A 12,501-nucleotide genomic window follows, 5' to 3' on the forward strand; every position below is an offset into this window, starting at 1 on the left:
CGGGGGGGGGGGCGGGCGGGGGGGGGGCGGGGCCGGGGGCGGGCCCCCCCCCCCGGGGCGCCCCCGCCGCGCCAACCCCCCCCCCGCCCCCCCCGCCCGGGGGGCCCCCCCCCCCGCCCCCCCCCGGTTCCGTACGCTCGGACGGATGGACCCGCCGGCGCTCAGCTGAAATCGGGCCAGGGCGGGAAGCCGATGCCGGACAGCCGCAGACCGCCCCACGGGTCGGGCTCGCCGACCTTGGCCGAGGCCGGGCTGCCGTCGGCGACGGTGATGGTCGCCTCCCGGAAACCCGCCCGGTACGCCGCCACCAGCGCCGCGTCCGGTGCGATCCGCCCGGCCCAGCGCAGCCGGCCCTCCAGCGGTTCGAAGTGGGCCGACAGCCGCACGTCGAGCGACGCCGACGAGTCGCCCACGGTCACCACGGCCGGGCCACGGTAGTCCTCGCTCATTTCCGCACCGCCCACTCGTCCGGGAAGTCGGCGGCCCGGTTGACGCCTGCGATGCCGCCCCACAGGAACGTGGTCAGGTAGTCGCTCAACGCCGGCCGGCTGATCGGCTGCTGGGTGCGCAGCCACCAGTCCCCGACGGTCTGGACGTAGCCCACGATGCCGTACGCCCACGGCAGCGCCGGCCCCGAGTCGAGCCCGATCGAGCGCAGCCGGTCGCCCAGCAGGCGCGCCAGCCCGCTGGACACGGTGTCGACCACGTCGCCGACCACATCCGGACCGCGCTCGATGCCGGACGGGTGCACCACGAACCGGTACACGTGCGGGTCACCCTCGATGTAGGCGAGGTAGGCGTCGATCGCGGCGGCCACCACGTCGCGCTCCGCGCGTACCCGGGAAACCGCGGGACCGATCGCCGCGAGCAGGCTGGCCGCCGTCTCCTGGCCCACCGCCTGCCAGAGTTCCGACTTGTCGGCGAAGTATCGGTACAAAACCGGCTTGCTGACCCCGGCGGCCGCCGCGATCGCCTCCATGCCGATGTCGGGGCCCTGCGCGCGGATGGCCTCGATGGCGGCCGCGGTGAGCTGGGCGCGGCGCTGCTCGCGATGTCCGGCCCAGCGTTGACTGCGACCGTCCGGAGAGTTCATAGTACGAAAAGTAACTGTTACCGGAGGTAACATCAAGAGGAGGGGACCGTGGACCGCGACCTGACCGCCACCCGGCTACTCCGATCGTCGGCGTTGAACACGTACGACCCCGAGGTCGAGATCGACTGGGAGGCTCCGTTCGAGCCGGGCCGTTATTACTGCCCGCCCGAGCGCTGCAGTCTCTACGGCACCGAGCTGTGGAACGGGCTCACCGAGCCGCAGCGGATCGAACTGTCCAAGCACGAGGTGGCCAGCGTGGCCGGCCTGGGCATCTGGTTCGAGACGATCCTGATGCGGATGCTGCTGCGCGAGTACCACCGGCAGGACCCCCGGGAGCGGCACGCGCAGTACGCGCTGACCGAGGTCGGCGACGAGTGCCGGCACTCGGTCATGTTCGGGCGCATGGTCGCCCGGTTCGGCTGCCCGCACTACCGCCCGGAGGGCCGCGACGGCCGGCTCGGCCGGTTCGTCGCCGCCACCGCGCGAGGACCGCGGATGTACGCCGCCACCCTGATCGCCGAGGAAGTGCTGGACACCTTCCAGCGCGAGGCGATGGCCGACGAACGGGTCCAGCCGCTGGTGCGCATGGTGTCCCGGATCCACGTCATCGAGGAGTCCCGGCACGTCCGCTACGCCCGCGAGGAACTGGCCCGGCAGATCGCCGAAGTCACCACCTACGACCGCGTGATCATCGCCCGGACGGCCTGGCTGACCGGTCACCGCCTGATCCACGCCGACGTCTACCGGTCGGTCGGCATCGATCCGGCGGTGGGCCGGCGCGCCGCCTGGGCCAACCCGAACTTCCAGGCGACGCTGCGCTGGGCGGGGGAGCGGGTCGTCGAGTTCCTCGGCGAGCTCGGCCTGATCAGAGGTCCGGCCCGCAAGCTGTGGGAAAGGTCAGGCCTGCTTCAGGAACTCTCGCGCTAAGCCCGCGAACTCGTCGGCCCGCTCGATCTGCGGCATGTGGCCCGTGCCCGGGAAGAGGTGGAACGAGGCGTGCGGCAGCGCGGTGCGGGCCGCCCGGAGGTGCGCGGCCGGGAGGATCAGGTCCTTCTCACCCCAGACGACCAGGGTCGGCGGGTCGAGCTCGGCCACCCGGGCCAGCAGCTCGGTACGCCACCCCGGGTGCACACCACGGATCCCGCCGAGCGCCTTCGCCGTGGCCAGGAAATGCGCGGCGTACCCGTCCCGGGCGGCGACCCGGAGGCCGAACTCCACCCGCTCGTCGGTGACCAGCGCCCGGTCCACGAACAGGTTCCGCTCGACCTGGGCCGACACCCGCCGGTCGAAGCGCCTCATCAGCCGTCGGCCCAGCCCGGGCACGGCCAGGACGCGCAGCGCCATCGTCACTTCACGCCCGAAGCCGGCGCTGGCCACCAGCGTCAGTGACCGGGCGGCCCCCGGGTCGCGGCAGAGCATGCGCATGGCCACCGCGCCGCCGAGCGAGTTGCCCATCAGGTGGGCCGGCCGCCCGGCGCCGAGAACGACGAGGGTGTCCTCGACCCCGGCGGCCAGACTGTCCAGGCTGGGCGGTCCCGGCAGCGGGTCGCTCAGCCCGAAGCCGGGCAGGTCGACGCTGATCACCCGGTAGTCGTCGTCGAGCCGCTCGTGCTGCGGGGCCCAGTCCTCCAGGCTCCGGGCGATGCCGTGCAGCAGGACCACCGGTGGCGCGTCCGGGTCGCCGGTGACGTGCGCGCGGATCCGGGCGCCGTGCACCTCGACCTCGCGTACCGTCATCGGGACGCCAGCCGCACCAGCCGGCCGATCACCTTCATGTGCGACACCGGCATCAGCCGGGACAGCGCGGCCGGGACCTTCGCGCTCGACGCGATCAGAACCCGCGCCCGGCGGCGGGCCACGCCGTCCAGGATCTCGGCCGCGGCCTTTTCCGGCGGGTACGAGAGCAGCCGGTCGAAGCGCTCCTGCTCGCCGTCCTCGCCGCCCTTCGGCACGTTGCTGCCGACCGGGGCGTTCGCGGCGATCCTGGTCCGGATCCCGCCCGGATGGATGGTGGTGACACCGACCCGCCCGTCGAGCTCCGACCGCAGCACCTCGCTGAACCCGCGCAACCCGAACTTGCTGGTGCTGTACGCGGCCTGCCCGGCCGGCGCGATCAGCCCGTACAGGCTGGACACGTTGACCAGGTGGCTGCCCTCGGACGCGAGCAGGCTGGGCAGCAGCTCGTGGGTGAGCCGGACCGGAGCCCGCAGGTTGACGTTGAGCACGGTCTCGAACTCTTCGATCGTCACCTGCTCGAACAGCCCGCCCAGGGCCATCCCGGCGTTGTTGACCAGCAGACCCAGTCGTGGGTGGCGCTCGCGCAGGAGCCGGCCGAGCTCGGTCGCGGCGGACGGGTCGGACAGGTCGGCGACGTGCGTCCGCACAGCCCCGTTGATCCGACCGGCCACCGCCTTGAGGCCGACCGCGTCCTTGTCCACCAGCACCAGGTCGCAGCCGCGCTGGGCGAGCCCGTAGGCCAGCTGTTCACCGATGCCCGACGCGGCCCCGGTGAGCACCGCGGTCTTGCCCCGGAAGACGAACGGCTTCATGCGGCGGCTCCTACCCGGGTGCGTTCGCGGCTGAACGTCATGTTGCGGCGCAGGTCGGCCCGCGGGGACCGGATCAGGTCGTAGACGTAGTTCTGCTTGATCGTCCACGGGTCGCGCGTGCCCTGCTGCGGGAACAGGCTCAGCGCGCGCTGGACGTACCCCGAGGTGAAGTCCAGCAGCGGCCGTCGCGGCCCCGGAGGCTTGGCGTCCGGTCTGGCCACTGTGTACCCGTTGCGGTTCATGAAGGTCAGCAGCCGCATCACGTAGCGGTGGCTGAGGTCGGCGCGCAGCGTCCACGAGGCGTTCGTGTAACCGATGCAAAAGGCCAGGTTGGGTACGCCGCTGAACATCATGCCCCGGTACGCGACCTGCTCACCCGGGTTGACCGCCGTGCCGTCGACAGTGACCCTGATGCCGCCGACGGCCAGCAGGCGCAGCCCGGTCGCCGACACCACCACGTCGGCCGGGATCGTCGTGCCCGAGCTCAGCCGGACGCCCTCGGGCACCAACCGGTCGATCGTGTCGGTGACCACCGACGCCCGGCCGGAGCGGATCACGTCGTACAGGTCGCCGTCCGGGATCACGCACAGGCGCTGGTCCCAAGGGTCGTAGGCCGGCTTGAAGTGGGTGTCCACGTAGGCCTCGTCGCCCAGCCGCCCGACCGCGAACTTGCGCAGGATCGCGCGTGCCCGCTCGGGCCGGCGGCGCGCGAGCTGGTAGAAACCCTGCGACACGGCCACGTTGCGGGCCCGGATGACCCGGTGCACCACGCCGGCGGGCAGCTTGCGCATCATCGCCGCGGCCATCTTGTCCCGCGCGGGCAGGATCGCCATGTACGTGGGGGAGCGCTGCAGCATCGTCACGTGCCCGGCCGTCCCGGCCAGCGTCGGAACGAGGGTGACCGCGGTGGCACCACTGCCGATGACCACGATCCGCTTGCCCCGGGTGTCCAGATCGGCCGGCCAGAACTGCGGGTGCACGAAATCGCCGGCGAAGTCCTCGCGGCCGGGGAACTCCGGCTCGTACCCGCGGTCGTAGTCGTAGTAGCCGGTGCAGCAGTACAGAAACCGGCAGACGTACGTGCCGCCGGTCGTCTCGACCGTCCACCGCTGCTCCTCCGACGACCACGCGGCGGTCAGCACCTTGGTGTCGAAGCGGATCCGCGGCAGGATCGGGCCGTCCTCGGCGATCTGGCGGATGTACGTGCGGATCGACTCGCCGTCGGCCAGCGACCGGTCGCTGCGCCACGGCTTGAACGGATAGCTCATCGTGAACATGTCCGAGTCGGAACGCACGCCCGGATAGCGGAACAGATCCCAGGTGCCGCCGAGCGCGGCCCGGGCCTCCAGCACGGCGAAGCTGCGTTCCGGATGCTCGCGGGTCAGCCGCCAGGCCGCCCCGACCCCGGAGAGCCCGGCGCCGACGATCAGCACGTCCAGATGTTCGGCCATGACGCCCAGCTTTCTGTACTTCTACCGTCAGTACTTGTCTTTCGGCGACAAGTATTTACCCTCGTACGACATGGCTGACGTTGTCCGGGCCGCCGGTCTGCGTGGCCTGCCCGACCTGGTGACCGCGCTCGGCCGGGACGGCGACGCGCTGCTGGCCGCCCACGGCATCCCGCCCACGGCGCTGAACAGCGACGACGCCGTCATCCCGTCGACCGCCGCGGCCCGCGTCCTGGAGTCCGCCGCCACCGCCTGCGACTGCGGCGACCTGGGTCTGCGCCTGGCCGGGCAGCAGAACGCCTCGGTGCTCGGCCCGCTCGCGATCGCCATCGAGAACTCACCGACCCTGGGCGAGGCCCTGGACTGTGCCCGGCGGTTCCTGTTCGTTCACAGTCCCGGCCTGACCGTCGCCGAGGTGCCCGACCCCGAGCACCGCCCCGGCGTGTCCGGCATCCGCTACGCCGGCGCCACGTCCCCGCTGCCGCCGCAGGTCGCCGACCTCGGGCTCGGCCTGCTGCACCGGGTCACCGACCTGCTCTCCGGCGGCTACGGGCTGCGCTCGGTGCACCTGCCGCATCCGCCCCTCGCGCCGGTCGCCCGCTACACCGCGTTCTTCGGCGCCGACGTCCGCTTCGACCAGCCCGCCGCCGTCCTGCGGGTGCCGCAGACGCTGGCCGCGACGCCGGTGGCCGGCGGTGGCAACGAGATGCTGCGCGAGGTCGCGCTGGACTACATGCGTGGCCACTTTCCCGCCCCCGGGTCGTTCACCAGCGCCCGGGTCCGGCACCTGCTGGCGCGTGGGCTCGGGTCGGCGCCGGTCCACCTGGCCGCGGTGGCCCGCCAGCTGCGGACGCATCCACGAACCCTGCAGCGCCGGCTGGCCGACGAGCAGGTGACCTTCGAAGAACTGCTCGACGATGTACGCCGCTCCGCCGCCCACCGCCTGATCACCTCCACCGACCTGCCGTTGTCCCAGGTCACGGCCATGGTCAGCCTGGCCGAGCAGTCGGCGCTGACCCGCGCCTGCCGCCGCTGGTTCGGCGTACCGCCCCGCGAGCTCCGGCGCGCCACCCGGCTCAGCCGCGACGCCGGGCCCGCCTGATCAACGTGTCGCGCGGCGGAACGCCTGGTGGAGTGCCGCCGCGCCGACCGCCGCGGCCACCCCGCCGGTCGCGACCGCGGTGACCTGCCGCCACGTCGGCCGCAATGGGCCGCCCTCGCTGCGCGCCGCCGGCCCGAAGACGTTGCCCGGATGCCGCGAGATCGGTTCCCGCGACAGCCCGAAGCGTCGCATCAGCGGCGTGACCAGGGCGTCGTACACCCATGGCATGGTCGTGAACCCCAACTCGATCAACCGGTTGGCCGGGCCGACCGAGATCTCCCGCCCCGGCCGGTCGGCCTGCCGCAGGATCGCCGCGGCCACCCGCTCGGGCCGGTCGACCGGGGGTGGCGGCCGGCCGACGAAACCGGCGTAGTTCGCCGCGCTGGTGTAGATCGGTGTGTCGACGCTGCCCAGCGACACTGTGCAGACCCGCACGCCGGGCGCGTCGCGGACCTCCTGGGCGAGCGTACGGGCCAGACCCCGCAGCCCCCACTTGGCCGTGACGTAGGCCGACATGTACGGCGCGGTGATGTGCGCGAGCAGCGAGCTGCAGAGGATCAGCGTGCCCCGCTGCTGGTGCCGGAACTGCCGCAACGCGACCCGGGCGACGTTCGCGGTGCCGATCAGGTCGGTGGCGATGACCCGGTCGAAGACCTCGGCCGGAAGATCCTCGAAGCGTCCGTACGCCATCACGGCGGCCGAGTCGGACCAGATGTCGATCCGCCCGAACCGCTCGACCGCCGCGTCCCGAACCGCGTCGACCTCGGCCCGGCGGGTCACGTCGGCCGGCACGATCAGCGGTGTCCCGCCACACTCCTCGGCCACCTTGTGCAGGTCGGCCTCGCCCCGCGCGACCAGCACCAGCCTGTCCCCGCGCGCGGCGAACGCACGCGCGGCCGCCCTCCCGATGCCGCTCGACGCTCCCGTGATCACCACGACCCGCTCACTCATGCCCCGGGTCTTACCCACGATCAGCCGGAACGTGCAGTTTATTTGCCCATCACCGGGGCAAGAAACCTGGCCCGCTGCATGACGGCGATGCCCGCCGCGCCGAGCAGGCCGACCAGGCACAGGAAGGCGAACGGGATCCACAGGTGGCCGTTCAGGTCGAGCAGGGCGCCGGTGACCGTGCTGACCACGGCCGTGAGCAGGGCCGAGATCAGGTAGAAGTAGCCGTAGTAGGTGCCGACGAGGCGTTCGCTGCCGACCATCGGGATCAGCTCCATCATGAACGGGTTGGTGATCGTGATGCCGACGCTGAACACCATCGTGCCGAGGAGAACCGGCCCCGCCGCGGCCAGGGCGTCCGCTGGGGCCAGCGGGGACGCGGCCGTGCCGGTCAGCGGGGCCGCCAGGGCCGGGGCCACGAAACCGGCGGCGATCAGGGCCAGCCCGACCGCCATCGAGGTGCCCGGGGACCACCGGCGGCGGCACAGGGCGACCAGCCGTACGCCGGTCAGCAGGCCCACGCCGGTCGACACCACGAAGACCGCGCTGACCGCGCCCGGGCGGCCGGTCACCCGCTGCGCCTCGAGCGGCAGGGCGAGGTAGAGCTGGTTGAACAGGGCCCAGTAGGCCGCGCCGGCCAGGGTGAAGGCCAGGAAGCGGCGATTGGCCAGCATGGTCGCCCAGGCCCGCCACACGCCCGCCTCCGGTGGCGGCCGCAAGGTCGACGGCAGCACGAACGCCTGCACGACGGTCAGCACCGCGAAGATGCCGCAAGCGACCGCGCAGACGATGCGGAAGTCGACGCCCAGCAGCAGCGCGCCGAGCACCGGGCCGACCAGGGAGCCCGAGTTGCCGACGACGTTAAGCAGCGTGAACGTCTCGGCCCGGCGGGTCGGCGACTCGTGCATCAGATAGGTCTGCACGGCCGGGTTGAAGATCGCACCGGCGACCCCGGTCAGCGCGGTCGCGGCGATGATCAGGGCCGGGGTGGTGAACAGGGCGAACATGCCGAAGGCGACCACCCGCAGGGCGCACCCAGCATGATCATGAGGCGGGGGCTGAGCCGGTCGGCTCCCACCCCACCGACCACGTAGAGACCCTGCTGGCAGAGCGTGCGGACGCCGAGCACGGTGCCGATCAGCGCGGCGGCGAAGCCCAGATCCTCGCGCAGATAGGTGGCCAGGAACGGCACCACCATGAAGAAGCCCAGCGTGATCCCGAACTGGTTGGCGATGAGCAGCTTGGCCACCGGGGTCAGACCGCGCCACCCCGACCGCTCCATCCCCAGACCCTAGGAGATCACCGGCGGCCCGGCTGTGATCACCGCCTCAGCCTCGGGCAGCAGGGCCCGCTCCCGGTAGGCGCAGAAGCCGTCGTATTTCGCGAGCCTTCGGCGTACCCCCCCCGGGCGCCCACGCTCTACTGTTCGGCTGACCGGGGGCGGTTCGCGCCGTACGCGTCCCAGTGCACGACCTCCTCCAGCGGCCGCCGCTTCGGTTGCGCCCAGCGCCCCTTGACCGGGTAGCCGAGCGGCACCAGCGCCATCGTGATCGACTTCTCCGGCAGCCCGAGCAGCTCGCAGGTCTCCTTGTCGTGGCCCGAGTAGAGCGTGGTCAAGGTCGCACCGATCCCGTAGGCCCGGGCCGCCAGCATCAGCTGCTGCACCGCGCCGTAGATGGACGAGCCCAGCCGCGGGTTCTTCGACTCGCCCGGCCCCAGCAGCGCCGGGATGATCCAGACGGGCGCGTCCTCCAGGTGCTCGGCCAGGTGCTCGGCCGAGAGGTAGGTGCGCCGGCCGGTCGCGTCGCCGTTGAGTTCCTTCTCCCGGCGGGGCCCGTACACCGCCTGCCAGCCCTCGCGGTACCACTGCGCGATCTGCCGCTTCTTCTCCGGGTCGCGCAGCACGATCCACGCCCACAGCTGCGAGTTGCCGCCGGACGGCCCGCGCACGGCGGCGTCCAGCAGCTCCCAGATGATCTCGTCCGGGATCGGGTCGGTGGACAGGTAGCGGCGCGCCGGCGTGGAGTGCAGGGCCTCCAGCACGCTGATGTTCTCGGGGGTCATGGCGTCAGTCATACCACCGCCGGAGTCCCTCGTGACCACGACCACAACACCGGGCGGCGACGTCGCCGGAGGCACATGATGGGGTCCGTGGTCACCGAGGAGAAGACGCGGGCCCGGTCCGGCGGCGTGGTCGCCGTGGTGGCCATCCTGCTCGCCGCGGTGAACCTGCGCCTCGCCGTGACCAGCGTGGGCCCTGTGCTGGCCGAGATCCGCGACGGCCTCGGCATGAGCGGCACGGTCGCCGGGCTGCTCACCTCGCTGCCGGTCGTGTGTTTCGCGCTGTTCGGCTTCACCGCTCCGCGGCTCGCCCGCCGGTTCGGCGCGGCCGCCGTCGTCGCCGCCGGCCTGGTGGTCCTCGCGCTCGGTCTCACGATCCGCCCGTACGCCGGCAGCCCGCCGCTGTTCATCCTGCTCAGCGGCGTGGCCCTGGCCGGCATCGCGGTCGTCAACGTGCTCCTCCCGATGATCGTCAAGGAGCGTTTCGCCGGGCGTGCGGGCGTGCTCACCGGCCTCTACTCCTTGTCGCTCAACCTGGGCGCCGCGGCCGCCGCCGGCGCCACCGTGCCGCTGACCGGCGCGCTCGGCGACGACTGGCGGCTCGGGCTGGCCGCCTGGGCGGTGGTGGCGGTGCTGGCGGTGCCACCGTGGCTGGCCCTCAGCCGCGACCACACGCCGGCGCCGCCGACCGGCCGGGCCGCCCCGCCGCCGTTGCGGGTGGTCCGCGAGCCGGTGGCGTGGGCCTTGGCGGTGTACTTCGGCATGCAGTCGACCTCGGCCTACGTGATGATCGGCTGGCTTCCGCAGATCTACCGCGACGCCGGGATCTCGGCCTCGACGGCCGGCGTGCTCTTCGCGGTGACATCCTTCCTCGGCGTGCCGCTGGGCTTTCTGGTGACCACGTACGCCGGACGTGTCCGCAGCCAGAGCCTGATCGCTCTCGGGCTGGGCGTGGCCGGCATCTTCGGCTATGGCGGCCTGTGGCTCGACCCGGCCGCGGCCCCCTGGCTCTGGGCCGTCCTGCTGGGCGTCGCCAACTGCGCGTTCCCCCTGGTCCTGACCATGATCACACTGCGCGGCCGCACGCCCGCGTCGGTCGTCCGGCTGTCCGCCTTCGGCCAGGGCATCGGCTACCTGATCGCCATCCCCGGCCCGATCCTGGTCGGCGTCCTGCACGACGCGTCCGGCGGCTGGCGGGTTCCGCTGGCCCTGATGGTGGCCTTGACGATCCCACAGATCATCGGCGGAGCGCAGGCCGGCCGCGACCGCCAGGTCTGAGCCTCCTCGCCGACGGCCCTACCACTGTTGAGGCAGATGGTGGGCGTGGGCGGTGTTCGGGCGTGAGGGCCGCCCGGTGCTACCACTGTCCAGACCGGTGGTAGGCCCTGGGGCGTCAGGAGGCGGGGGTGATGTGGATCTTTGGGGCGGGGCCCCAGGCCGGGGCACGGCGGCCGGAGAGGACGGCGACCGCGTCGTCGAGGGTGACGGTGGCCGCTACCAGTGGGCGGGGGTCGACGGCGCCGGCGGCGTACGCGGAAATGGTCTGAGCCAGCGCGCCCGAACCGCTCAGCACGCCCACCGCGGTCACGTCCTTGAGCGCCAGCCGCCGGGTGTCGGCGAGCGACGGCTGCTCGGCGATCCCGATGAACACCACCCGGCCGCCGGGCTCGACCAGGTCGATGGCCCGGGCCGGCAGCGTCGACGCCGTCGAGCAGTCGACGACCGCGTCGAACGGCAGTTCGGGCAACGTGTCGGCGGTCCACGCGTGGGTGAAGCCGAGCGAGCGGGTGAAGTCGAGTGACAACCCGAGCACGTGCACCTCGGCGCCGGCCGCCGCCGCGAACGACGCCGCCAGCAGCCCGATCGTGCCGGGACCCATGATCAGCACCCGGGCGCCGGGCACCAGCTGGGCGGCCAGGACGGCCCGGAGCGCGTTGGCCCCGGGTTCGACCAGGGCGCCCAGGGTGGCGTCGACCTCGGGCGGCAGCTCGTGCAGCGCCGACACGGGCACCGGGAGTTGGGCCGCCAGCGCGCCGGGCCAGCCGCGCCGGACCCCGATCTCGTGCCGGTCGGCGCACAGGTGCTGCCGGCCGGACGTGCACCGGGCACAGTGCCCGCAGCCGAGCATCGTGTCACCGGTGACGCGACGGCCGAGCCAGGCCTCGTCCCCGGCCGAGCCGACCGCGGTGACGACGCCGCTCCACTCGTGCCCGATGCGCATCGGGTAGGAGGCCTCGCCGGAGTGCAGGTAGGCCATCTCGCCGCTGAAGAACTCGAGGTCGGTGCCGCACACCCCGGCCCGGTCGACGTCCACGACGACCTCGCCGGCCCGCGCCGCCGGCGGCGGGACGTCGCGCACCACGCCCTGGCCGGGCCCGGTGATGACGAACGCGCGCACTAGTGGAACCCGGCCCACTCGTAGGCGGGCAGCCCGGTCGCGCCGACGTCGGCCAGGTAGACGGCGTCCCGCGCGGTGATCATCAGCCGGTCGAGCCCGGGCCCCACGAACGCCGGGCAGGTCACCTCGGCGCTGGCCACCGCGACGACGCCGGTCAGGTCGCCGGCCGGGCTGAACCGCCGAACCTCACCCGTGCCGTAGACGGCCACCCAGACATTGCCGTCGGCGTCGGCGCAGATCCCGTCGGGGTCCCAATCGTCGCGCAGGAAGACCTCGGACGACGTGGACGACCGCCGATGGATCACGCCGGGCACGGTGTCGACCCAGTAGCGGAGGCTTCCGTCGGGGCTCCAGGCCAGCCCGTTACTCAGGCCGGCCCCCGATTCGACGGTGGTGACCGAGCGGTCGGCGCCGACCCGGACCAGCACCTCGTCGGTCCCGGGCTGCTCGTTCAGTTGCATGGTCCCGACCAGGAAGGCGCCGTCGGGGTCGCACTTGCCGTCGTTGAGGCGGCGGCCGCTGCCCTCGGGCAGGATCCGCGGGCCGGGCGTGACCTCACCGTCGGCGGTCACCACGAGCAGGGTTTCCAGGCCGGCGACGAGCAGGTCTCCGGTACGCCCGCGCGCCACCGCCGTGACCATCCGGTCGAGTTCGCGGGTCTCGGTCAGCTCCACGCCCGAGTCGGTCAGCCGCCCGCTGTGCAGGGCGCCGGCCTCGATCTCGACCCAGTGCACCAGAGCGCGCGGCCCGTCCCAGATCGGTCCCTCGGCCAGCCGGAACTTTCGGTCCGACGCCCGCGTCGCAACCCACCGCTCGACCATGAAGCCCCCTTCTCGAACTGACCCCTAGCTTGCCGGAAATCCAAAGGTAGGGTCCAGGAAGGGTATCGAGAGGTGGTCGGA

14 protein-coding genes are annotated in these 12,501 nt (G+C 72.8%); 3 read left to right on the top strand and 11 right to left on the bottom strand.

Translation table 11 applies throughout. From position 1 onward, the window contains the following. Nucleotides 1-161: 161 nt before the first annotated feature. Both ACGFIO_RS04500 and ACGFIO_RS04505 read right to left on the bottom strand, forming a co-directional pair. Nucleotides 162-449 (bottom strand): DUF4873 domain-containing protein, encoded by a 288-nt coding sequence (locus ACGFIO_RS04500; protein WP_392821901.1) that lies wholly within the window; start codon nucleotides 447-449, stop codon nucleotides 162-164. After that, nucleotides 446-1,093 carry a TetR family transcriptional regulator gene (locus ACGFIO_RS04505; RefSeq protein WP_392821903.1) on the bottom strand — a complete coding sequence of 216 codons (648 nt, stop codon included), beginning with the start codon at nucleotides 1,091-1,093 and terminating at the stop codon, nucleotides 446-448. The genes ACGFIO_RS04500 and ACGFIO_RS04505 overlap by 4 nt, the downstream gene beginning before the upstream one ends. Before the next feature lie 48 nt (nucleotides 1,094-1,141). Here ACGFIO_RS04505 and ACGFIO_RS04510 point away from each other — a divergent pair, with 48 nt between their 5' ends. Continuing rightward, entirely contained in the window at nucleotides 1,142-2,020 is an 879-nt protein-coding gene (locus ACGFIO_RS04510; RefSeq protein WP_392821906.1) for a diiron oxygenase, read from the top strand. Here ACGFIO_RS04510 and ACGFIO_RS04515 read toward each other — a convergent pair. From ACGFIO_RS04515 to ACGFIO_RS04525, 3 genes are read right to left on the bottom strand one after another with little or no spacing between them, the layout of a single operon-like run. Continuing rightward, a complete protein-coding gene (locus tag ACGFIO_RS04515; RefSeq protein ID WP_392821909.1) occupies nucleotides 1,991-2,830 on the bottom strand; it encodes an alpha/beta fold hydrolase in 840 nt (279 codons plus the stop codon). The two genes, ACGFIO_RS04510 and ACGFIO_RS04515, sit on opposite strands and share 30 nt — an antisense overlap. Then, complete coding sequence (locus ACGFIO_RS04520; protein ID WP_392821911.1) at nucleotides 2,827-3,642, bottom strand: SDR family NAD(P)-dependent oxidoreductase; 816 nt, start codon at nucleotides 3,640-3,642, stop codon at nucleotides 2,827-2,829. The genes ACGFIO_RS04515 and ACGFIO_RS04520 overlap by 4 nt, the downstream gene beginning before the upstream one ends. Beyond that, nucleotides 3,639-5,093 carry a flavin-containing monooxygenase gene (locus ACGFIO_RS04525; protein WP_392821914.1) on the bottom strand — a complete coding sequence of 485 codons (1,455 nt, stop codon included), beginning with the start codon at nucleotides 5,091-5,093 and terminating at the stop codon, nucleotides 3,639-3,641. Before ACGFIO_RS04525 ends, ACGFIO_RS04520 begins: the two co-directional genes overlap by 4 nt. A gap of 70 nt (nucleotides 5,094-5,163) precedes the next feature. On the opposite strand from ACGFIO_RS04525, the gene ACGFIO_RS04530 reads away from it, so the two are divergent. Further along, on the top strand, nucleotides 5,164-6,192 hold the full coding sequence (locus ACGFIO_RS04530; RefSeq protein WP_392821915.1) for an AraC family transcriptional regulator: 1,029 nt from the start codon (nucleotides 5,164-5,166) through the stop codon (nucleotides 6,190-6,192). Here ACGFIO_RS04530 and ACGFIO_RS04535 read toward each other — a convergent pair whose 3' ends face one another. From ACGFIO_RS04535 to ACGFIO_RS04550, 4 genes are all read right to left on the bottom strand, one after another. After that, nucleotides 6,193-7,143: an SDR family NAD(P)-dependent oxidoreductase gene (locus ACGFIO_RS04535; RefSeq protein ID WP_392821916.1), complete on the bottom strand. Its 951-nt coding sequence runs from the start codon at nucleotides 7,141-7,143 to the stop codon at nucleotides 6,193-6,195. A gap of 38 nt (nucleotides 7,144-7,181) precedes the next feature. Continuing rightward, nucleotides 7,182-8,162 carry an MFS transporter gene (locus ACGFIO_RS04540; protein WP_392821919.1) on the bottom strand — a complete coding sequence of 327 codons (981 nt, stop codon included), beginning with the start codon at nucleotides 8,160-8,162 and terminating at the stop codon, nucleotides 7,182-7,184. After that, on the bottom strand, nucleotides 8,117-8,422 hold the full coding sequence (locus ACGFIO_RS04545; protein WP_392821921.1) for a hypothetical protein: 306 nt from the start codon (nucleotides 8,420-8,422) through the stop codon (nucleotides 8,117-8,119). Before ACGFIO_RS04545 ends, ACGFIO_RS04540 begins: the two co-directional genes overlap by 46 nt. Nucleotides 8,423-8,559: 137 nt before the next feature. Then, nucleotides 8,560-9,216, bottom strand: a complete 657-nt coding sequence (locus ACGFIO_RS04550) for a nitroreductase family protein (protein WP_392821924.1) — start codon at nucleotides 9,214-9,216, stop codon at nucleotides 8,560-8,562. A gap of 75 nt (nucleotides 9,217-9,291) precedes the next feature. Between ACGFIO_RS04550 and ACGFIO_RS04555 the strand changes: the two genes are divergently transcribed. Continuing rightward, nucleotides 9,292-10,479, top strand: a complete 1,188-nt coding sequence (locus ACGFIO_RS04555) for a CynX/NimT family MFS transporter (RefSeq protein ID WP_392821925.1) — start codon at nucleotides 9,292-9,294, stop codon at nucleotides 10,477-10,479. Nucleotides 10,480-10,594: 115 nt separating this feature from the next. Here ACGFIO_RS04555 and ACGFIO_RS04560 read toward each other — a convergent pair whose 3' ends face one another. Both ACGFIO_RS04560 and ACGFIO_RS04565 read right to left on the bottom strand, forming a co-directional pair. Then, nucleotides 10,595-11,599 carry a zinc-binding dehydrogenase gene (locus tag ACGFIO_RS04560; protein WP_392821928.1) on the bottom strand — a complete coding sequence of 335 codons (1,005 nt, stop codon included), beginning with the start codon at nucleotides 11,597-11,599 and terminating at the stop codon, nucleotides 10,595-10,597. Beyond that, nucleotides 11,599-12,420 (bottom strand): SMP-30/gluconolactonase/LRE family protein, encoded by an 822-nt coding sequence (locus ACGFIO_RS04565; RefSeq protein ID WP_392821931.1) that lies wholly within the window; start codon nucleotides 12,418-12,420, stop codon nucleotides 11,599-11,601. Before ACGFIO_RS04565 ends, ACGFIO_RS04560 begins: the two co-directional genes overlap by 1 nt. Between the last annotated feature and the right edge of the window lie 81 nt (nucleotides 12,421-12,501).

Origin of the sequence: Actinoplanes sp. NPDC049265, assembly GCF_043197135.1 — a bacterium.
Taxonomy (GTDB): Bacteria; Actinomycetota; Actinomycetes; order Mycobacteriales; family Micromonosporaceae; genus Actinoplanes.

Excerpts from the sequence above, each read along its gene's own strand:
- ACGFIO_RS04500 (WP_392821901.1), bottom strand. The coding sequence starts at position 449 with ATGAGCGAGGACTACCGTGGCCCGGCCGTGGTGACCGTGGGCGACTCG.
- ACGFIO_RS04505 (WP_392821903.1), bottom strand. The coding sequence starts at position 1,093 with ATGAACTCTCCGGACGGTCGCAGTCAACGCTGGGCCGGACATCGCGAG.
- ACGFIO_RS04515 (WP_392821909.1), bottom strand. The coding sequence starts at position 2,830 with ATGACGGTACGCGAGGTCGAGGTGCACGGCGCCCGGATCCGCGCGCAC.
- ACGFIO_RS04520 (WP_392821911.1), bottom strand. The coding sequence starts at position 3,642 with ATGAAGCCGTTCGTCTTCCGGGGCAAGACCGCGGTGCTCACCGGGGCC.
- ACGFIO_RS04525 (WP_392821914.1), bottom strand. The coding sequence starts at position 5,093 with ATGGCCGAACATCTGGACGTGCTGATCGTCGGCGCCGGGCTCTCCGGG.
- ACGFIO_RS04530 (WP_392821915.1), top strand. The coding sequence starts at position 5,164 with ATGGCTGACGTTGTCCGGGCCGCCGGTCTGCGTGGCCTGCCCGACCTG.
- ACGFIO_RS04535 (WP_392821916.1), bottom strand. The coding sequence starts at position 7,143 with ATGAGTGAGCGGGTCGTGGTGATCACGGGAGCGTCGAGCGGCATCGGG.
- ACGFIO_RS04545 (WP_392821921.1), bottom strand. The coding sequence starts at position 8,422 with ATGGAGCGGTCGGGGTGGCGCGGTCTGACCCCGGTGGCCAAGCTGCTC.
- ACGFIO_RS04550 (WP_392821924.1), bottom strand. The coding sequence starts at position 9,216 with ATGACTGACGCCATGACCCCCGAGAACATCAGCGTGCTGGAGGCCCTG.
- ACGFIO_RS04565 (WP_392821931.1), bottom strand. The coding sequence starts at position 12,420 with ATGGTCGAGCGGTGGGTTGCGACGCGGGCGTCGGACCGAAAGTTCCGG.